Origin of the sequence: Tepidiphilus sp. J10, from assembly GCF_006980785.1 — a bacterium.
Lineage (GTDB): Bacteria > Pseudomonadota > Gammaproteobacteria > Burkholderiales > Rhodocyclaceae > Tepidiphilus > Tepidiphilus olei.
Genome location: NZ_SBHP01000004.1, coordinates 34,370 through 54,500 on the forward strand (window position 1 = coordinate 34,370; position 20,131 = coordinate 54,500).

The 20,131-nt window shown below is 66.6% G+C and carries 17 protein-coding genes; 9 read left to right on the plus strand and 8 right to left on the minus strand.

Going from position 1 to position 20,131, the window contains the following annotated elements:
• The first annotated feature begins 9 nt into the window (after nt 1-9).
• Genes EPD81_RS06825 through EPD81_RS06840 form a run of 4 tightly spaced genes read left to right on the plus strand, consistent with a single transcriptional unit; the run spans nt 10 to nt 5,235 of the window.
• Entirely contained in the window at nt 10-1,209 is a 1,200-nt protein-coding gene (locus tag EPD81_RS06825; protein WP_142804711.1) for a DUF2863 family protein, read from the plus strand.
• Nucleotides 1,210-1,230: 21 nt separating this feature from the next.
• Complete coding sequence (locus tag EPD81_RS06830; RefSeq protein ID WP_142804712.1) at nt 1,231-3,669, plus strand: DNA internalization-related competence protein ComEC/Rec2; 2,439 nt, start codon at nt 1,231-1,233, stop codon at nt 3,667-3,669.
• Nucleotides 3,666-4,634 carry an alpha/beta fold hydrolase gene (locus tag EPD81_RS06835; RefSeq protein ID WP_142804713.1) on the plus strand — a complete coding sequence of 323 codons (969 nt, stop codon included), beginning with the start codon at nt 3,666-3,668 and terminating at the stop codon, nt 4,632-4,634. Before EPD81_RS06830 ends, EPD81_RS06835 begins: the two co-directional genes overlap by 4 nt.
• Before the next feature lie 7 nt (nt 4,635-4,641).
• A complete protein-coding gene (locus tag EPD81_RS06840) occupies nt 4,642-5,235 on the plus strand; it encodes a DUF2062 domain-containing protein (protein ID WP_142804714.1) in 594 nt (197 codons plus the stop codon).
• A 10-nt stretch (nt 5,236-5,245) separates the two neighbouring features.
• Here EPD81_RS06840 and EPD81_RS06845 read toward each other — a convergent pair whose 3' ends face one another.
• Together EPD81_RS06845 and EPD81_RS06850 are read right to left on the minus strand one after the other, a co-directional pair.
• Entirely contained in the window at nt 5,246-5,947 is a 702-nt protein-coding gene (locus tag EPD81_RS06845) for an ABC transporter ATP-binding protein (protein ID WP_142804715.1), read from the minus strand.
• On the minus strand, nt 5,940-7,190 hold the full coding sequence (locus tag EPD81_RS06850) for a lipoprotein-releasing ABC transporter permease subunit (RefSeq protein WP_142804716.1): 1,251 nt from the start codon (nt 7,188-7,190) through the stop codon (nt 5,940-5,942). The genes EPD81_RS06845 and EPD81_RS06850 overlap by 8 nt, the downstream gene beginning before the upstream one ends.
• A gap of 51 nt (nt 7,191-7,241) precedes the next feature.
• Between EPD81_RS06850 and EPD81_RS06855 the strand changes: the two genes are divergently transcribed.
• From EPD81_RS06855 to EPD81_RS06875, 5 genes are all read left to right on the plus strand, one after another.
• Complete coding sequence (locus EPD81_RS06855; protein WP_142804717.1) at nt 7,242-8,270, plus strand: hypothetical protein; 1,029 nt, start codon at nt 7,242-7,244, stop codon at nt 8,268-8,270.
• Nucleotides 8,267-9,985 (plus strand): single-stranded-DNA-specific exonuclease RecJ, encoded by a 1,719-nt coding sequence (recJ, locus tag EPD81_RS06860; protein ID WP_142804718.1) that lies wholly within the window; start codon nt 8,267-8,269, stop codon nt 9,983-9,985. The genes EPD81_RS06855 and recJ overlap by 4 nt, the downstream gene beginning before the upstream one ends.
• A 39-nt stretch (nt 9,986-10,024) precedes the next feature.
• Nucleotides 10,025-11,129 (plus strand): peptide chain release factor 2 gene (prfB, locus tag EPD81_RS06865; RefSeq protein WP_142804719.1). Its coding sequence is split into 2 segments (ribosomal slippage): nt 10,025-10,105 and nt 10,107-11,129, totalling 1,104 coding nucleotides; the frame shifts between segments, so codons are not numbered across the junction.
• Nucleotides 11,130-11,146: 17 nt separating this feature from the next.
• The gene (gene map / locus EPD81_RS06870; protein WP_142804720.1) at nt 11,147-11,974 is read left to right on the plus strand and encodes a type I methionyl aminopeptidase; all 828 of its coding nucleotides are present in this window, start codon (nt 11,147-11,149) and stop codon (nt 11,972-11,974) included.
• On the plus strand, nt 11,958-14,552 hold the full coding sequence (locus tag EPD81_RS06875) for a [protein-PII] uridylyltransferase (protein ID WP_142804721.1): 2,595 nt from the start codon (nt 11,958-11,960) through the stop codon (nt 14,550-14,552). The genes map and EPD81_RS06875 overlap by 17 nt, the downstream gene beginning before the upstream one ends.
• Here EPD81_RS06875 and EPD81_RS06880 read toward each other — a convergent pair.
• The 6 genes from EPD81_RS06880 to EPD81_RS06905 are packed head-to-tail and all read right to left on the minus strand — an operon-like array spanning nt 14,537 to nt 20,097.
• A complete protein-coding gene (locus EPD81_RS06880) occupies nt 14,537-15,337 on the minus strand; it encodes an undecaprenyl-diphosphate phosphatase (protein ID WP_142804722.1) in 801 nt (266 codons plus the stop codon). The genes EPD81_RS06875 and EPD81_RS06880 overlap by 16 nt on opposite strands.
• A 15-nt stretch (nt 15,338-15,352) precedes the next feature.
• Complete coding sequence (locus EPD81_RS06885; RefSeq protein ID WP_142804723.1) at nt 15,353-15,745, minus strand: diacylglycerol kinase; 393 nt, start codon at nt 15,743-15,745, stop codon at nt 15,353-15,355.
• 9 nt (nt 15,746-15,754) lie between these two features.
• Nucleotides 15,755-17,062 (minus strand): 23S rRNA (uracil(1939)-C(5))-methyltransferase RlmD, encoded by a 1,308-nt coding sequence (rlmD, locus tag EPD81_RS06890; protein ID WP_142804724.1) that lies wholly within the window; start codon nt 17,060-17,062, stop codon nt 15,755-15,757.
• A gap of 5 nt (nt 17,063-17,067) precedes the next feature.
• The gene (gene bamC, locus EPD81_RS06895) at nt 17,068-18,210 is read right to left on the minus strand and encodes an outer membrane protein assembly factor BamC (RefSeq protein ID WP_142804725.1); all 1,143 of its coding nucleotides are present in this window, start codon (nt 18,208-18,210) and stop codon (nt 17,068-17,070) included.
• 17 nt (nt 18,211-18,227) lie between these two features.
• Nucleotides 18,228-19,118 carry a 4-hydroxy-tetrahydrodipicolinate synthase gene (gene dapA, locus EPD81_RS06900; protein ID WP_142804726.1) on the minus strand — a complete coding sequence of 297 codons (891 nt, stop codon included), beginning with the start codon at nt 19,116-19,118 and terminating at the stop codon, nt 18,228-18,230.
• Between the two features lie 52 nt (nt 19,119-19,170).
• Nucleotides 19,171-20,097, minus strand: coding sequence for a histone deacetylase family protein (locus EPD81_RS06905; RefSeq protein WP_142804727.1), 927 nt, complete (start codon nt 20,095-20,097; stop codon nt 19,171-19,173).
• Nucleotides 20,098-20,131: the final 34 nt, after the last annotated feature.

Below are 20,131 nucleotides of genomic sequence, written 5' to 3' on the forward strand. Positions count from 1 at the left end.
AGCGACACCATGAAGAAGAAAACCCGCATTCCCCGCCCGAGTGGCCTGCCGCGCGAAGCCGAGCGCCTGAGTTGGCTCGCCAAAGGGTTGGCCCATTCTGGCAGCCGCATCGAAGATCGCTACTGGGAACGACTGCTCGGCGAAGCGGTACGCGCCTTGCTCGAAGCCGGGAACGAAATCGCGATCGAACGCGCCCTCGACCACCTCTACCAAAGTGAGCTACAGGCTTACGAAGAGTTGAGCGACGTGCTCGACTCGGAGGCCGAAACGCTCACCGCCTTCGACAAGAACCACGACCTGGTGCTGGTAGCCGCTCCCGTGCTCGCCTGGTCACGTTTCCAGATCCCTGCCCGCCCCATTCCCCAGGCCGTTCGCGAGAACCTTCGGGTACACCTGGGAGCGCACGTCTTCGCCGCCGGGGTGAAATTCGCGATCTTCGACTATCTCTTCAGCCCGGACCAACTGCCCGAGGGATTCGTCGCCACACGGCGTTGGCTGCTGGCTGCTGGCAAGGATGCGCTCGCCGAGCGCGATCATGCCGTCGATCGCGATGCACTGCCCGAGTCGGCCGTCTTTCTTTCCGACATCCGCTACGTCTTGGTGGCCGCTGCGGTGCCCAAGGAAAACCCCATCTTCACCTGGCAGGAAGCAGAGGGAGACCGGGATTTCGCGTTTGCCCAATGGCGCAAACAGGCCGGGCCGGTGCTCGCCCAGCTCATGCCCGGCTGCGGCACCGAACCGGAATTGCCCGACGCGTACTTCACCGCATCGCGCAAGGCGAACCGCGACGCCCGCCCCTTCGCGATCCACGCCGCGATCGCTTTTCTTGCCGCCGAAGCCAATATTGCCGCGAGCCATCTGCGCGCCGTGGTCGCACCCTGCGAAAGCCAGGGTGAATTCGAATACCGCATCGGACTCGCGCTCAAGCATGGCGGCCAGGTGGTGCACGGCATTCCTTGGCCTCTGCTCGGCGCCGACGAAACCGAAGCCGAAGCGGAGCGGCAGATCCAGGAGACCCTCAAGGCGGTCGGCATCCACGACATCGTGACCTTGCGCCGTACCCTGCCGCTCGAATTCTGCGACGACTGCGGCGCTCCGCTCTTTCCCAATACCGAGGGCGAATTGGTACACGCCGAGCTGCCCGCCCAGGAGGCAAACGAGAGCGACGATCTCAATCACACGCCGTCGGGTCCACGCTACCTGCATTGACCGCCGGCGGGATGGTCAGCCGTGATCGCCACGCTCGCCCCCGGCTGGCTGCTCGGTTGCGTCGCGCTGCACCTGTTGCCGGCGCTGCCGGGCCGGGGGACGTTCTCGGCCCTGTTCCTTGCCGGCGCGCTCGCCTTCGTCCTGGGGTGGCGGCGCTGGCGCGAAGCACCCGACGCGCCGGATCTGCGCGCGCACGGGCTGATTCTGCTTGCCGCCTTCCTGCTCGCCTTCTCCTCGAGCGGCTGGCGCAGCGCGGTGCGCCTGGCCGACCGCCTGCCGGAAGCGCTCGCCGAGCGTGAGCTCGCAGTCGAGGGCTACGTGCGCGCTCTGGGGGCGGCCGATGAAACCGGTCGCCGTTTCGCCTTCGCCGTCGACGAGGCTCCGGCGGGCGTTCCGTCCACCCTGTGGTTACTCGCTCCTGCGGCGCGAAACGCCCCGCCTTTTCCCGATGCTTTCTGGCAGCCCGGTTCGCGCTGGCGGCTGCGGGTGACCCTGCGTCCGCCGCACGGACTCGCCGATGCCGGCGTTTTCGATCGCGAGTTTTTCTGGTTTTCCCGGGGTATCGGCGCCACCGGCCGGGTGACGGCACCGCCCACGGCCCTTCCCGGCACCGTCTGGACCCCGCGGGTGCTGCTCGAGCGCTGGCGCGAGGCGGCACGGCAACGGTTGGAACGCACGGGGGCGCGCCACGGCGATTGGCTGGGTGCGCTGGCGATCGGCGAGCGGGGCGGTTTCGACGATGATACCTGGCAGACGATCGCCGCCACCGGCACGGCGCACCTGGTCAGCATCTCGGGGCTCCACGTAACGCTGGTGGCGCTGCTCGCCGGCGGCATCGCGGCGGCGCTGTGGCGACGCGATCCCGCCCGTCTGCTGCGCTTGCCGGCACGGCAAGTAGGATTGATCGCCGGCGTGCTCGCGGCGCTCGCCTATGCGGCGCTCTCCGGCCTGGGAATACCCACGCAGCGCACGGTGACGATGCTGATGGCGGCGGCGCTGGCCTTCGCCAGCGGACGTTTCGTCTCTTCCTGGTCGGTGTTGATGCTGAGCCTGTGGGCGGTGCTCGTCTTCGATCCCTGGGCGGTGGGCGCGCCCGGTTTTTGGCTCTCTTTCCTCGCCATGGGCGCGATCATCGTCCAAGGCTCGCCCTCGACGCAGGACCTGCTCGCGCCCGAGTCGGCAAGCCTGGTAGGCTCCCCACCGTGGTACCGCTCCCTGCTCGCCTCGGGCCGCGACCTCGTCCTGCTGCAATGGCGCATGACCTTACTTTTGGCGCCCGTAGTGCTCGGCTGGTTCGGCAACGTCGCCGCACTCGGCACACTGGCCAATCTGGTCGCCATTCCCTGGGTGAGCTGGGTGGTCACCCCGCTCGCGCTGCTGGTGCTCGTCTTTCCCACCGGATTTTTCGTCGGCGTCTTCGATGCGAGCATTGCCGCGCTCGAAGCGGTGTTGCGTTTTTGTGCCTCGATACCCGGTGCGATGCTGAGCCTGCCACCTCCGCCGTGGCCCGTGGTGCTCGCCGCTACCGCCGCAATCGCTTGGGCGCTCCTGCCACGCGGCACGCCGGCGCGCGCGCTCGCCGTGCTCGCCGGATTTTCCCTGATTTTCCTCTGGCAGCCGCCGCGCCCGGGACCGGGAGAGGCACGCCTCACGGTGCTCGACGTCGGACAGGGGCTGGCGGTACACGTGCAGACCGCCGCGCACGACCTCGTCTTCGACACCGGCCCGCGGCAGGGCGGGTTCGACGCCGGCAGCCACGTGCTCGTCCCCTATCTTCGCACCCAAGGCGTGCGCCGGCTCGATCGGGTCATCCTCTCTCACCCGGACAACGACCACGTGGGCGGCTGGCCTGCGCTCGCGCGGGTAGTCCCCGTGGCCTCCGTGCTCGCCGGCGGCATGGATGAATCGGGCCTCGCGGCGCTCCATCCGCTGGCGCTACCCTGCAGCCGCGACGATCGCTGGGAATGGGACGGCGTGCGCTTTGCCATCCTCCATCCCGACCTTGCCGACCCCTGGAAAGGGCGCGGGGACAACGATGCCTCCTGCGTGCTGCGCGTAGAGACGAAAGCCGGTGCGGCGATCGTGTCGGGCGACCTGAGCCTGCGCGGCGAACGTCATCTGATCGCCACCTTGCCGGCGCAAGCGCTGCGCGCCGAGATCATCGTCGCCGGGCATCATGGCAGCAAGACGAGCTCTGCCCCCGAATGGATCGAGGCCACGGGTGCGCACCATGTCGTCTATGCCGTCGGCTACCGCAATCGCTTCCACCATCCAGCCTGTGAGGTCGCCACGGCCTGGCGTCAGGCCGGCGCACGAGCGTGGCGCAGCGACCGCGACGGTGCGATCACGGCCTTCTTCGGCAGGAACGAGCCGACGGTGCGTGCCTGGCGTGCGCAAACCCAGCGCTACTGGTATTCTCTCTGGCAAGAACCTTCCTGCGAAGAGGAGCATTCCCCATGAGTCTGGCCGACTGGCTCGAACGCGCCAAGCGCTGGCTCGCCGGCGCGCGCCCCGCCTCACGTACCCCCGACGGCGGATTTGCGCCGCGCCGCACCGACCACCCCACCGAAATGCGCACCGATCACATCATGTGCGTCGGCCCGCACGGCATCCACCGTATGGTCTACTACGAATGGGGCGACCCTACCAACCCCAGGGTGCTGCTGTGCGTGCATGGTCTCACGCGCACCGGACGCGACTTCGACGAACTCGCCCGCGCGCTCGCACCCTATTATCGGGTCATTTGCCCCGACGTAGTCGGCCGGGGGCTCTCCGACTGGCTCACCGTGAAGACCGACTACACGATCCCGCTCTATGTCTCGGACATGCTCACCCTGCTCGGCAAGATCCGCCCCAAGACCCTGCACTGGGTCGGTACCTCCATGGGGGGATTGATCGGCATGACGCTCGCCGCGCAGCCCATGAGCCCGATCGACAAGCTGGTGCTCAACGACGTGGGCCCCGTGCTCTCGGCCGCCTCGCTCGAACGCATCGGGCGCTACGTGGGCGAAATGCCCCGCTTCGCCAGCCTGGAAGAGGCCGAAGCCTACCTGCGGCGCATCCACGCTCCCTTCGGGCCGCTCACGGACGCGCAGTGGCGGCATCTCACTTTACATTCGGTGCGCCAGGACGTGGACGGCCGCTGGGTGCTGCGCTACGACCCGGGCATTGCCGTCCCCTTCCAGACGCAGCCGGCACTCGACGTCGACCTCTGGGCCTTGTGGGACGCCATCCGCTGCCCCACCCTGGTGCTGCGCGGCGCCGAATCGGACCTCCTCACACACGAGACCGCCGAGGCGATGACCCGCCGCGGCCCGCGCGCCAAGCTGGTCGAGATCCCCGGCGTCGGCCACGCCCCGGCGCTGATGGATCGGGAACAGATCGCCATCGTCGAGGAATTTTTGCTCGATCGCTCCTCGCCCTGAGGTTCCCATGCGCCGCTGGTTCAAACGCATTCTGCCGAATCACGAAGTCGTGCGCGACAACCGCTGGCTGCGTCCTTTCCGCAACACCCTGCTCCACCCGCGCCTGTGGCACATCAACCGCCGCTCCGTATCGGCGGGTGTGGCCATCGGCCTGTGGTGCGGTCTCATCCCCGGACCGTTCCAGATGCTCACGGCCGCGCTCCTGTGCGTCCTCTTTCGCGCCAATCTGCCGGTCGCCGTGTTCACCACCCTCTATACGAACCCCTTCACCATCCCCGTGATCTATTTCGCCGCCTTCCAGATCGGAAGCTTCCTGCTCGGACGAGAAAACGGCGGATTCCAGCCCGCGCCCGAATGGGGTGAGCAAAGCCTGGGTGAATGGATGGATCAGGCGTTCGCCTGGGTGGCCTCCTTGGGGACACCGCTTTTTCTCGGCCTCTTCGTGCTGGCAAGCACGCTTGCCATTGCAGGCTATTTCCTCGTGCGCGCCTGGTGGCGCTGGCATCTGATTCACCAGTGGCAACGACGCCAGAGCCGCCATCGCATGGCGACGACTTCCCTTGCACCTAAAAAGAAGCAGGAAGAAGCAGGGATGAGCTGACATCACTACATCATACTGCTACCAGCCGCCCCGCTTCCAGCACGAGCCGGCGGTCGAGCCGGGCGGCCAGGCGCTCGTCGTGGGTGACGACCACCAGCGCCATGCCGCGCGTGCGGGTGAGCGCGAGCAGCAATTCGAAGACGCGCTCGGCATTCGCCCGGTCGAGGTTGCCGGTGGGCTCATCGGCGAGCAGGCAGAGTGGCTCGGTGACCAGCGCCCGGGCGATCGCTACGCGCTGGCGCTCACCGCCCGAGAGCTGGGACGGGAAATGCGCGAGGCGCGCCTCCAGCCCGACTTCACACAGCAGCGCGCGGGCCCGCTCCAGTGCCTCGGCCTTCGGCCGGCGCCGGATCATCCACGGTAGCGCCACGTTCTCGAGCGCGGTGAATTCCGGCAGCAGATGATGGAATTGATAGACGAAACCGAGCATGGCATTGCGCAACCGCCCGCGTGCCGCCTCGTCGAGCGCGAACACCGCCCGCCCCGACCAGCGCACTTCTCCGCTGCTCGGTCGATCGAGCCCGCCGAGCAGGTGCAGCAAGGTGCTCTTGCCCGAGCCCGAGGCGCCGACGATGGCCACCCGCTCGCCAGCCTGAACCGACAAATCCACGCCCTCGAGGATGGTGAGCGGTGCGCCGGCGTCGAGGTACACCTTGCTCAGCCCCTGCGCCTGCAGCACCGGGGCGTCGGGCGTCATCGTCGTCTCACTCATGGCGCAACGCCTCGGCCGGTTGCAGGCGCGAAGCGCGCCAGCTGGGATAGAGGGTGGCGAGCAAGGTGAGCACGAAAGAACCGGTGAGCACGCGCAGCACGTCGGCAGCGAGCACCTTCGAGGGTAGCTCGCTCAGGAAGTAGATCTCCTTGTTCCACAAGGTTGCCCCGGTGAGATGTTCGAGCGCCGGCACCACCACGTCGAGGTGGTGCGCGATCGCCAGCCCCAGCGCGAGCCCCGCCGTCAGCCCCAGCACGCCGATGGTCGTGCCCTGCACGATGAAAATCGCCATGATGGAAGCCGGGCTGGCACCGAGGGTGCGCAGAATGGCAATGTCGGCGGTTTTGTCTTGTACTGCCATCACCAGGGTCGAGACGATGTTGAACGCGGCCACCGCCACGATGAGAAAGAGGATGAGGGTCATCATCGTTTTCTCCAGCTGCACGGCGCGGAAGAAATTGGCGTGCGTCTGCGTCCAGTCGCGCAGCCACAAGCCGGCGGGCAGCGTCGGAGCGAGTTGACGCACCACAGCCGGCGCAGCGAAGAGGTCGCGCACTTTCAGGCGCACCCCGGTAACCGCCTCGCCGTAGCGATAGAGCGCCTGGGCATCGCGCAGATGCACCAGCACCAGCCCCGAGTCGTATTCATACATGCCGGACTCGAAGAGTCCGACCACGTGAAAGGCGCGCACCCGTGGCATGACACCCGCAATCGTCGTCGTTGCCGTGGGCGCGATCAGCGTCACCTCGTCGCCCATCCCCACGGCCAGGCGTCGCGCCAGATCCGTGCCCAGAATGATCCCGTAGGAATGAGGCTGCAAGGCATCCAGGCTGCCCGCCCGCAGATAATCGTCGAACTGGGCGACGCCACGCTCGAGCGAGGGCTCGATGCCCCGCACGCCTACCCCTTGCACACGGCCATTGCCGCTCACCATCGCCTGTTCCTGGATGAAGGGTGCAGCCCCGAGCACCTCCGGATGACGCCGCACCCGATCGAGCACCGCCGGCCAGGCTTCGAGCATCCCCCTCTGGGACGACACCTCTATGTGCGAGGCAACCCCCAGGATGCGATGACGCAGTTCGTCCTGAAACCCGTTCATCACCGACAGCACCACGATGAGGGCGGCCACGCCCAGCATCAGGCCCAGCATGGAGACCAGCGAGATGAACGACACGAACGCGTTGCGCCCGCGCGTGCCGCGTTGCCGACGCGTATAGCGCCAGCCGATGAACCCTTCGTACATCGTTCCTTTTCCGTTTTCCGTGGGGCACGTCGTCGACGGTACAATCGCCCCATGATTCCGACCGTCGTCCTCCCCGGCTTGCTCTGGCCCAATGCCGGCGCGCACGGCCTGCTCGACGGCGTTGCGCACCCCACGCTCGAACGCTGGCTCGCCGTGGGCGCCTGCCGTCGCGAATCGCCGAGATCATACCGCGAAACGCTTGCCACCGTGCTGGGACCGGCACCGGCCCCGCTCGCCGAGCTGCGCTGGCGGGGTGACGCAGGGGCGCCCCCCGGCGGTTTCCTGCTGTGCGCCGACCCGGTGACGCTGACGCTCGCGCGCGATCGCATTGTCGTCACCGAGCCGAGCGAAGCGGGACTCGACTCTGAAGAAGCCGCTGCCCTGGCCTCCGATCTCTCTGCCTGGCTCACGCAGCTCGCTCCAGAGTGGATCCTGGGATTCGAGCTCGCCACGCCGCAGTGCGGCTACTTGCGGCTCGCCGCTCCTGCCGAGGGGGTGCGTTTCGTCCCGCTCGACGAAGCCTCCGGCCGCTCGCTCGACCTCCTTTTACCACAAGGGGAAGACGCCCGGCGCTGGCGACGCTTGATGAACGAAATCCAGGTCTGGCTGCACGCACATCCCGTCAATGCTGAACGCCGCCGCCGGGGATGGCCCACCCTCGATTCTCTGTGGTTGTGGGGCAACGAACAGCCCGCGGCGAACGCCGTCCCCTTCCGCCGCGTGCTCGGCATGGATACGCTCGATCCCCTCGCACGCGGCTGGGCGAGCGCCGCCGGACACGACCTCGTGCTCGCCGGGCACGACACGGGGCAGGAATTCGACGTGGCGCTCCTCGATGCCGCCGAAGCCCCTTGCCGCCGGCTCGACCTCACCGCCTGGCGCACGGCCCTCACCACCCTCGATCGCGACTGGCTCGCCGGGCTCGAAGCCCGCCTGCCGCGCCTCTCGCTCCTGCTGCCCGGCGACAAGGCGAGTGTGCGCCTGGAGATCACCCCATCGCGCCGCCGCCTCGCTCCTTTGCGCCGCCTGTTTCGCCGCCCGCACACACTCGCGCGGCTGCTGGAGGAAACCGCCCAATGACCCCCCGTCCCACCGTCCGCCCCACGCCGCGCCGCGCCCTGGAGCGACTGCTCGAAGCCGGCATCGACCCCCTGCTCGCCCGCCTCTACGCCGCCCGCGGCATCGAGCACCCCGCCGAGACCGACACGGCGCTCACACGCCTCGTGCCGCCCGAGGCGATGAAAGGCACGCGCGAGGCGGCCGAGCTGTTGGCCGATGCAATCGAAGCACAGGCGCGCATCGTGGTCGTCGGCGACTACGACTGCGACGGTGCCACCGCCACCGCCGTGGCCGTACGCGCGCTGCGCGCCCTAGGGGCCCGGGCCGATTTCCTCGTTCCCAACCGCTTCACCTACGGCTACGGGCTCTCGCCCGAGATCGTGGCGCTCGCCGCCGAACGTTTCGCACCGGACGTGCTCATCACGGTCGACAACGGCATCGCCAGCGTCGAAGGGGCTGCGGCCGCCCGGGCGCTCGGCATGAGCCTCGTGATCACCGACCACCACCTTCCCGGCGACGTCCTGCCCGAAGCCGACGCCATCGTCGATCCCAATCAGCCTGGCTGCGACTTCCCCAGCAAGGCGATCGCCGGCGTGGGAGTCGTCTTCTACGTGATGCTGGCCCTGCGCGCCGAGCTGCGCCACCGCGGCGCGTTCGCGGCCCGCCCCGAACCCAATCTTGCACACTTGCTCGACCTCGTCGCTCTGGGAACGGTCGCCGACGTCGTACGGCTCGATCACAACAACCGCATCCTCGTCACCCAGGGGCTGAGCCGCATCCGCGCCGGCCGGATGCAGGCGGGCATGCGCGCCCTCTTCCAGGTGGCCCGACGAGACCCCGCCCGCGCCACCGCCCAGGATCTGGGATTCTTTCTCGGCCCCCGCCTCAACGCCGCCGGACGGCTGGAAGACATGAGCCTGGGCATTGCCTGCCTGCTCGAGGACGACCCGAGCCGCGCGCTGGAACTCGCCCAGCGGCTCGAAGACATCAACCGGGAGCGGCGCGGCATCGAAGCGCAGATGCGCGAGCAGGCCGAGCTCGCGCTCGATGCCCTCGCGCTCGAGGGACGCGCCACCCTCACGCTCTTCCACCCCGAGTGGCATCAGGGCGTGATCGGCATCGTCGCCGGGCGCATCAAGGAGCGCTACCATCGCCCCGTCTTCGCCTTCGCTCCGGGCGATGAAGATCTGCTCAAGGGCTCCGGGCGCTCCGTCCCCGGACTGCACTTGCGCGATGCGCTGGACTGGATCAGCAAGAAACACCCCGGGCTGTTACTGCGCTTCGGCGGACACGCCATGGCCGCCGGGGTGACCCTGCGCGCCGCCGACCTCGCCCGCTTCGAGCAGGCGTTCGAAGAGGCGGCGCACACGATCGGCACCGAAGCGCTGGGCGTGGCGGAGCTGCCCACCGACGGGTCGCTTCCGCTCGAAGCGCTCACGCTCGCCACCGTCGGCCGGCTCGAGGGCGAAGTCTGGGGACAGGGTTTCCCCCCGCCGGTCTTTCTCGACGCCTTCACGGTCACCGAACAGCGCCTCCTCAAGGACGCGCACCTGCAGCTCAAGCTGCGCCGTGCCCGCCAATCGTGCGAGGCGATCTTCTTCGGCCATGCCGAACCGCTGCCCTCCGAGGTCGAGCTCGCCTACCGTCCCATACGCGATGCGTGGAACGGCGTCGAGCGGCTGCGATTACAGATCGAACTCGCCCGTCCGGCCGAGGTCGAAGCCGGCAGCGTATAATCCCCGAGCAAAATTTTTACTCATTTTCCAGGAGAAACGATGGACGCCCAAGCGATCAACGAACTCGAAGCCCGAATCCATGGCCTCGCCGAGCGCGGCGCCGACTTACGGAGGTATCTTTGACTACGCCGAGAAGAAAAGCCGGCTCGAAGAAGTCAACCGCGCCCTCGAAGACCCGGCGGTGTGGAACGACCCCGAGCAGGCCCAAAAACTCGGTAAGGAAAAGCGCGAACTCGAAGACGTCGTCCTGACGCTCGACGAAGTGGCCGACTCGGCCCAGGCGCTCGCCGAGCTCTTCGAACTCGCCAATGAAGAAAACGACGAGGCCTCGCTCGAGCAGCTCATCCCCGAGGTCGACGCGCTGGATGCGAAGCTGCACGAGCTCGAACTGCGCCGGATGTTCTCCGACCCGATGGATCCGGGCAACTGCTTCATCGAGATCCAGGCCGGCGCCGGCGGCACCGAAGCCCAGGACTGGGCGGCGATGCTCGAGCGCATGTACCTGCGCTACTGCGAACGAAAGGGTTTCCAGACCGAACTGCTCGAAGAGTCCGAAGGGGAAGTGGCCGGCATCAAAAGCGCGACCATCAAGGTCAACGGCCCTTATGCCTACGGGCATCTGCGCACCGAAACGGGTATACACCGGCTGGTGCGCAAGAGCCCGTTCGACTCCAACGCCCGGCGTCACACCAGCTTCGCCTCGGTCTTCGTCTACCCCGAAGTCGACGACTCCATCGAGATCGAAATCAACCCGGCGGATCTGCGCATCGACACCTACCGCGCCTCGGGCGCCGGCGGGCAGCACGTCAACCGGACCGACTCGGCCGTACGCATCACCCACCTGCCCACCGGCATCGTCGTCCAATGCCAGAACGACCGCTCCCAGCACAAGAACCGGGCCGCGGCCATGTCCATGCTGCGCGCCCGCCTCTATGAGCACGAACTGCGCAAGCGCCGCGAGGAGCAGCAAAAGCTCGAAGAGAGCAAAAGCGACATCGGCTGGGGGCACCAGATCCGCTCCTACGTGCTCGATCAGTCGCGCATCAAAGACCTACGCACCGGCTATGAGGTGGGCAACACCCAGGCCGTGCTCGACGGCGATCTCGATGGATTCATCGAAGCCTCGCTCAAACAGGGCGTCTGACCGGAAACGAACCAACGATGGCCATCTACACCAATCCCGAAGACCACGAAAAGATGCGACTCGCTTCGCGCCTGGCCGCCGAAGTGCTCGACTACATCGCCCCCTACGTGCAGCCGGGCGTCACCACGGAAGAGCTCGATCGGCTCTGCCACGACTACATGGTCAACGTCCAGGGCACCATCCCGGCGCCGCTCAACTACACCGGCGGCGGCAGCCGGCCCTACCCCAAGTCGATCTGCACCTCGGTCAACCACGTCGTCTGCCACGGCATCCCCGTGCCGAAGAAACTGAAAAAAGGCGACATCCTCAACATCGACATCACCGTCATCAAGGACGGCTGGCATGGTGACACCAGCCGCATGTTCGTCGTAGGCGGCGAGACGAGCATCCTCGCCAAGCGCCTGGTGGAAGTGACGTTCGAATGCATGTGGCTGGGCATCGCCCAGGTACGGCCCGGCGCGCGCCTGGGCGACATCGGCGCCGCCATCCAGCGCCACGCCGAGCGCCATGGGTTTTCCGTGGTGCGCGAATACTGCGGCCACGGCGTGGGGCGCAAGTTCCACGAAGACCCGCAGGTGTTGCACTACGGCAAACCCGGCACCGGCATCGAACTCGAGCCTGGCATGATCTTCACCATCGAGCCGATGATCAACGCCGGACGCGCGGCCACCTCGGTGCTGCCCGACGGCTGGACCGTCATCACCAAGGATCGCAGCCTCTCGGCGCAATGGGAACACGCGGTGCTGGTCACCGACACCGGCGTGGAAGTGCTCACCGTCTCGCCCGGCTGTCCGCCGCCACCAGAGATCGTGCGCGAGCGTTTTGGCCATGGTTTCATCGGCTGAAAACCTCGCCCCGCTCAAGGATGAACTCGCCAGCGGGCGCGAAGCGCTCGCACGCGCCTTTCTCGCATCCACCCTCTCCCCGGCGCGCTACCTCGCGCGCCATGCGCACCTGGTCGACGAAACCCTGCGTCGCCTACTCGAAACCCACCCCTTGCCGCGCGGCGCGGCGCTCCTGGCCGTGGGCGGCTACGGCCGCGGCGAACTCTATCCCCACTCCGACATCGACGTCCTCATCCTGCTGGCCCAAACGGCGGATGCCGAAGACGAGGCACGGGTGCACGCGCTCGTGGCGGCGCTGTGGGACGTGGGCTTGCAGGTCGGGGCGAGCGTGCGCACGATCGAGCAGTCGCTCGCGCTCGCCGACGAGGACATCACGGTCGCCACCACGCTCCTAGAAACGCGGCTGCTTGCCGGCTCGCGCACGCTCTACCACGCGTTCCGCGAACGCTACCGTACCTGGCTCGACCCACGATCCTTTTATGAAGCCAAGCGCCAGGAACAGGAACAGCGCCACGCCCGCATGCTCGGCTCACCCTTCGCGCTCGAGCCCAATTGCAAGGAACACCCCGGCGGATTGCGCGACCTGCAGCTCCTCATCTGGATCGCCCGGGCGCTCGGCTATCGGGGCGGCTGGGCGGCGCTCGCCACCAAAGGTCTGCTCACCTCCGCCGAAGCGCAGGCGCTGTCGCGCTGCCAGAGTTTCATCGCCCGTGTGCGCATCCATTTACACTTACTCGCACGCCGCGCCGAAGACCGCTTATTGTTCGATCATCAAGAAAAACTCGCACAGTGCCTGGACATTGCCGGACAGGATGGTCGTCGCCCGGCCGAAGTCTTCATGCAGCGGTACTACCTCACCGTGAAGCAGGTGTTACAGGTCAACGCCATCCTCATGGCTACTTTCGCCGAAGCGCTCTTTCCCGAACGCCAGCGCCTGCCCTTCCCCATCAACGAGCGGTTCCAGCAGCGGGGCGACCGGCTCGACGTGGTGAGCGAGGACACTTTCGTACGTCACCCGGAAGCGCTCCTCGAAGTCTTCCTGCTGCTCGCCCAAAGAAGCGAGCTCACCGACCTCACCGCCCGCACCCTGCGTCTGCTGTGGGCACACCGCGAGCTCATCGACGACGCCTATCACCTCGAACCCCGCCACCAGGCACTCTTCCTCGACCTGCTGCGCCAGCGCCGCGGCATCGTGCATGGCCTGCGGAGGATGAACCAATTCGGCATTCTCTCGCGCTACCTCCCACCCTGGCGGCGCATCATCTGCCAGATGCAGTACGACCTCTACCACGCCTACACCGTCGACACCCACACGCTGATGGTCGTGCGCAACCTGCGCTGCTTCACCATGGGCGAGCACGCGCACGAATACCCCGCGATGAACGCGCTCATGTTCGAGTTCGGGCAACCCTGGTTACTCTATCTCGCCGCACTCTTTCACGACATCGGCAAGGGACGGGGCGGGGATCACAGTCTCATCGGCGCGGAAGAGGCCGAACGATTCTGCCGCGAACACCGGCTCGATTCGTCAGACGCCGAACTCGTCGTCTGGCTCGTGCGCCATCATCTGGACATGTCGCGCACCGCGCAAAAAGAAGACATCAGCGATCCGGAGGTCGTGGCGCGCTTCGCCGCCCTGGTGGGGGACGAACGTCGCCTCATCGCCCTCTACCTCCTCACCCACGCCGACATCCGCGGCACCAGCCCCAAAGTGTGGACTCCGTGGAAAGAGCGCCTGCTGCACGATCTGTTCGAAGCGACGCGCCGCCATCTGCGCCAGCGCCGTCAGGGGCTCGCGCACGATCCGCTCACCGTCCGGCTCGAAGAAGCCCGCCGCCTGCTGCGCTTCCACGGCCTTCGGCCGGAAGCCGAGACCCCTTTCTGGCGCACGCTCGACACCGCCTACTTCCTACGTCATTCCGCCGAAGAGATCGCCTGGCACACCCGCATCCTCTACGGCCGTTTCCAACAGGAAGCACCGGTGGTGCGCGCCCGGCTGCTGCCCGACGGCGAGGGCAGCGGCATCCAGCTCATGGTCTATACGCGCGATGCCCCCGAGCTGCTCTTGCGGCTCATCGCCTACCTCGCTCAGCTCGGGCTCGAAGTCTGGGAAGCGAAAATCCACACCACCCATGCCGGCCACGCGCTCGACAGCTTCGTGCTACGGCCTCCGAACGATCTGCCGGCGCGCGAACTCTTGCCCTTACTCGAATACGAGCTCCCGCGTCGGCTGAGCCAGCCGGGCTCTCCCCCCGAGCCCGATCTCGGCAGCAGGCGCCTCCCACGGCTGGTACGCCACTTCCCCTTTACCCCGCAAATCCACCTCAATCCAGACGAACGGGGTCTACACTACGTCCTCAACGTCACCGCCATCGATCAGCCCGGGCTGCTCTATAAAATCGTGCGCACCCTGGCACGTCACGGGATCGCCATCGACATGGCACGCATCGACACGCTGGGCGAGCGTGCCGAAGACACCTTCCTCATTCGCGGCGAGGCGCTCGAATCTGCGCAACGACGCCACGCGCTGGTAAGCGAACTCACCCGTGCGATCGACTTGTCTCAAGCGGCAAAATAGACCCAAACCACGCAAGCCAACGCCAAGCGATACCACGCGAAACCGATGAACGAGTGACGCGCGATGAATCCGAGCAGGAAGCGCACCGCCGCCAAGGCCGAAACGAAGGCCACGGCAAAACCCACGGCGATCGCAGCGAGATCGTCTGCGTTGAGCATCGACCAGTTCTTCGCCACATCATAGATCACCGCCGCGAACATCGTCGGGATCGCCAGGAAGAACGAGAATTCCGTCGCTGCCCGGCGCGACAGACCGAACGCCATTCCGCCGATGATCGTCGCCCCCGAGCGCGAGGTGCCCGGGATCAAGGCCAAGCTCTGCGCAAACCCCACTTTCAAGGCATCGCGTATCCGCATGTCGTCGACGCTATGGATGCGCGGTGCGGGTCGCCATCGCTCCACCACGAAGATGATCACAGCCCCCAACGCCAGCGCGAGTGCCACCATCGGAGGGTTGAAGAGATGCGCCTTGATCGCCTTGTGCGCCAAGAGCCCGATCACTGCCGCAGGCAAAAAAGCGACACAAAGATTGACGAGGAAACGCCGTGCAGCGGGATCATGCCCCACGCCCCGGGCCACTCTGAAGAGCCGATCGCGGTAATACCAGCACACGGCCAGAATCGCCCCGAGCTGGATCGCCACGTTGAAAACTTTGCTCGCCTCGTCCGTGTGTCCCAGCAGATCCTGCACGATGATGAGGTGTCCCGTCGACGAGATCGGCAAGAATTCCGTCGCCCCTTCCACCAGTCCCAAGAGCGCCGCTTCCCACCAAGTCATCCCCGCCATCGATATCCCCTTCCGTCACCCACCCACGAACCTCAGCCACAGCACCCCACCCCATACGAGTGCGGCGCACGCAATCGACAGCAGCACGGCGGCACTTCCCAGATCCTTCGCCCGCGCCACCAGCGGATGGGCTTCGGGATGCACCAGATCACACACCGCTTCGATCGCCGAATTGAGCAACTCCACGACCAGCACCGCCAAGGTCACGGCAACCAGCAACGCCCGCTCGGACGAAGTGCGGCCCAAAAGCCAGGCCGCCGGCAAAGCGAGCACAAAGACGATCACCTCCTGGCGGAACGCCACCTCGTGGCACCAAGCCGCGCGCAAGCCTCGCCAGGAATAGACGAAGGCGACGAAGGCATGTCGCCATCCCCCCTCGTTCTTGCGCCGCGCCGCCTCCCGTTGCACCGCCTGCCCTCAGCCTTCCCGCTCGAAGCGCGCGATCGACTCGACGTGCGCCGTGTGCGGGAACATGTTCGCCACCCCGGCCGATTCCAGCCGATAGCCTTTCTCATGCACCAGCACCGCCGCGTCGCGCGCGAGCGTGGCCGGATTGCACGAGACATAGACGATGCGCCGCGGCCCCCGGGCCGGATCGATCGCCTTGACGAGCTCGATCGCCCCGTCGCGCGGCGGATCGACCAGCCACTTGTCGAAGGCACCGAGCGCGGCGAGGCTGTCGGGCGTGACGGTGAAGAGGTTGGCGGCATCGAACCGGCAGCGTTCGGCCAGGCCGTTCGTATGCGCATTCTCCAGGGCGCGCGCCACCAGCGCCTCCGAACCCTCGATGCCCAGCACCTGCGCGCCCCGGCGGGCGATCGGCAGGCTGAAGTTGCCCAGCCCGCAGAAGAAATCGGCGATGCGCTCGCCCGGGCAGGGCTCCAGCAAGTCGATCGCGCGGCGCACCAGCAAGCGGTTGACGGCCACGTTCACCTGGGTGAAATCGGTGGGCGTGAACCGCAGCGTCAGGCCGAACTCGGGCAGCTGGTAGGCCAGAGGCCGCCCCTCGCCGAGGAAGAGCGGGACGATCGAATCCGGCCCCTTCGGCTGCAACCACACCTGCACCCCGTGCCGCGCCCCGAAGGCGCGGAGTGCCTCCAAATCGACCGGCAGCAACGGCACCAGATGGCGAAAGACGAGGACGGTGGTCCCGTCGTCCCCCACCGCCACTTCCAGCTGGGGGATGCGGTCGGGGCAAGAGAGCTCGCCGATGAGGGTGCGCAGCGTCGGCAGCAGCGCCGAGACGTGCGGCGGCAGGATCTCGCAGCGCGTCATGTCAGCAATGTAGCTACTCTTGCGCTCGCGAAACCCCACGAGCACGCCGCCTTTCTTCGGCACCAAGCGCACCCCGATGCGCGCGCGGCTACGGTAGCCCCAGTAAGGCCCGTGGATCGGCGCGAGCAGCCGGGCGGGACGCACGCGAGCGATGTGCCACAGCGCGTCTTCCAGCACCCGCTGCTTGGCCGCCACCTGCGCCGCCGGTTCGAAGTGCTGCAAGGCGCAGCCGCCGCACACGCCGAAGTGCGGGCAACGCGGCGCCACGCGCTGGCTGGAAGGGCGAACCACCCGCGTGAGCCGCCCCAGCTCGTAGCTCGGACGGCGCCGCACTATGGTGAACTCGACCAGCTCGCCGGGCAGCGCCCCTTCGATGAAGACGGCCTTGCCCTCGACGTGCGCCACGCCACGGCCCTCGAGGTCGAGCGATTCGATGCGGACCCGATCCATCGACCCTACTGCAGTTCTTCGTAGAGCAGTTCGAGGATCTGCTTGGCCGTCTTCGAGGTATCGGGCTGGCTGTCCAGAGTCAGTACCTGAACCACGGACTTGTCCCCCTGCCCGGAAACGCTCACCCGATACTGGGTATTCTGCTGCGGCTTGTCGCTGCCTCGCCAAAAGGCCAGACGCGATAGCCAGCCACCGCTCTGGCCGCTATCGAAGTCCGGATCGAGATAGCGCACGGTGTAGATACCCTCCGCCGGATCGCGATCCTCGACGGTAAAGCCGATCCGATCCAGCGCCAGCCCCGTGCGTCGCCATGCCCGGTCGAAGTTATCGTCGACGACGAGGCGGGCGACATTGCCATCGGTTTCGAGCCGCGCGCGCAGGTTGGGCCGAGCTTGCGCCAGCATCTGCTGCGCTTGCTCTTCCTTGACTCCGAGGTAGACCATGAGGCGGCGCAACATCTCGGCCTCCAGATCGGGATCGGGCGGACGCGGTTGCCAGATGGTACGGTCTTTGGCCTCGGTCGGGTAAATCTCCTGCATGCCGCGATGCGAGATGTAGATCTCGATCTCACCCGGCTTCTTGCCCGGTTCGATGCGCATGCGGAATTTGTCGCGCTCGGGCGTGGAGTAGAGGCTGTCGATGAGCTTGCCGAGCGTATTGCGGATGAAGTCTTGGGGGATTTTCGCGCGGTTCTCCGCCCAATCGGTTTCGAGCACGCCGATGTCGGGCCGGTCGACCGCCAGCGAAAAGCCCATCGTGAGCCAGAAATCCCGCAGTTTCGGCCAAAGTGCATCGGGCGTGCCCTCGACCACGAGCCAGCGCTGCGTGCCGGCGCGCTCGATGCGCATCCCCGCCTTCGGCTCGACCAGCACTTCGCGCTGCGAGGCGTCTTTGGGCGCGTTGCGCTCGGCGACGTAGGTCGAGAACGTGGCCCCCCCCTTTCCCGCCGTGGTCGGCACGACGAAACGGTCTTCCTTAGCCGGAGAGACGAGATCGGGCGGCACCTCGAGCGGTGCCACCTTCTGCTCACTGCGGTAATCGATTTTTTTGCCTTGGAGCAGCTCATTGCTGCTGCAACCGGAGAGCACGCCGACGGCCGCCAGCGCCGCGAGCGAGCCGGCCAGTTCGCGTGAGAAGAAAGGCTTCATGCAGTCGTTTCCAGAATTCAAAGCGAGAGAGTAATGCCAGCGCGCGCCAGGGCAGCGCGGACGCGGTCGTGGTAATCCGGCGAGAGCGTGGTGAGAGGCAAACGGATGCCATCGGCGATCCGACCCATGCGCGCCAGCGCCCATTTCACCGGAATGGGATTGGCCTCGCAGAAGAGGTCGCGGTGCAGGCCGACCAGGCGGCGGTTGCACTCGCGTGCCCGTATGGCATCGCCCGCCACCGCCGCCGTGCACATCTCGTGCATCAAGCGGGGGGCGACGTTGGCAGTGACCGAAATCGTGCCGTGGCCGCCGAGCAGCATGAAAGCCATCGCCGTCATGTCGTCGCCCGAGTAGAGGAGGAACCCCTCGGGCGCCCGGTCGATGAGATCGCACGCACGATCCAGGTTGGCGGTGGCATCCTTGATGCCGACGATGTTGGGAATCTGCGCCAGACGCAAAGTCGTGTCGTTGGCCAGATCGGCCACGGTGCGCCCCGGCACGTTGTAGAGGATCATCGGCAGATCCACCGCTTCCGCGATGGCACGAAAATGGCGGTAGAGCCCCTCCTGCGTCGGACGGTTGTAATACGGCACGACCGAGAGATGCGCCGTGGCTCCTGCCTCCTGCGCCGCCTGGGCGAGGTAAATCGCCTCGCTCGTGGAATTGGCCCCCGTACCGGCGATGATGGGAATACGCCCGGCGGCGTGCGCCACGGCCACACGAATGAGCTCGACGTGTTCCTCGAACGACACGGTGGGCGATTCGCCCGTAGTGCCGACCACGACGATGGCGTCGGTCCCTTCGGTGATGTGCCAATCGATCAGGGATTTGAATCGCTCCCAGTCGAGGCTGCCGTCTTCGTGCATGGGGGTGACGATCGCGACCAGTGAGCCGGTGATGCGGTTCATGCGAGCGGTTCCTGCAAAGAATTGCGCAAAGGTTGTATTGTACGTTGGAGACTCAGCTTTCCGCGAGCGCCTTGATATGGGCGACGGCCGCGCGTGCGAGCGAAGATAGATTGTACCCACCTTCGAGCGTCGAGACGATGCGCCGATGCCCACACTCCTTCGCGACATCGACGAGTTGTTGCGTCACCCATGCGTAATCGTTCTCGACGAACCCCAGACTGCCCATATCGTCTTCGTAATGAGAATCGAACCCGGCCGAGATGAAGATCATCTGCGGCTGGTGTTCGCGTAAAGCGGGTATCCAAAGGTCCCAAACGATTTGACGAAAGGCGTCGCCCCGGGTTCCCGCCGGTACCGGTACGTTGACCATGTGTTTGGGCGTGTCCTCGGTACCGCTATAGGGATAGAACGGATGCTGGAAGATGCTCACCATCACCACCCGAGGATCGTCGCGGAAGATGTCCTCGGTGCCATTGCCGTGGTGCACGTCGAAATCGACGATGGCCACGCGTTCGAGCCCGTGGGCTTCCAGCGCGTGCAGGGCTGCCACCGCCACGTTGTTGAAGAAACAAAACCCCATGGCCTTGGCGCGTTCGGCGTGATGACCAGGCGGACGCACGAGGCAAAAAGCGTTCTCCACTTCCCCCTTCATCACCAGATCGACGGCGAGTACACCGGCGCCGGCCGCGCGCAACGCCGCGCGCAGGGTGTGCGGATTCATGGCGGTGTCCGGGTCGAGGTGCACCAAGCCTTTTTCCGGGGCACTGGCAAAGAGCGCGTCGAGATATTCGGCGGTGTGCGCCCGCAGTAAGTGCTCACGCTCGGCCAGGGGGGCATCGTAATAGACGAGATACTGGTCGAGGCCGGTGGCGATCAGCCGATCCTGGATCGCCGCCAGCCGCTCGGGACATTCGGGGTGATAGGAGCCCATCTCGTGCAAGGCGCAATCGCGATGGGTGATCAGGGCGGTCATCGTCATCGTGGGGATCCCCTCCGTGAGCGGACGAGCTCCC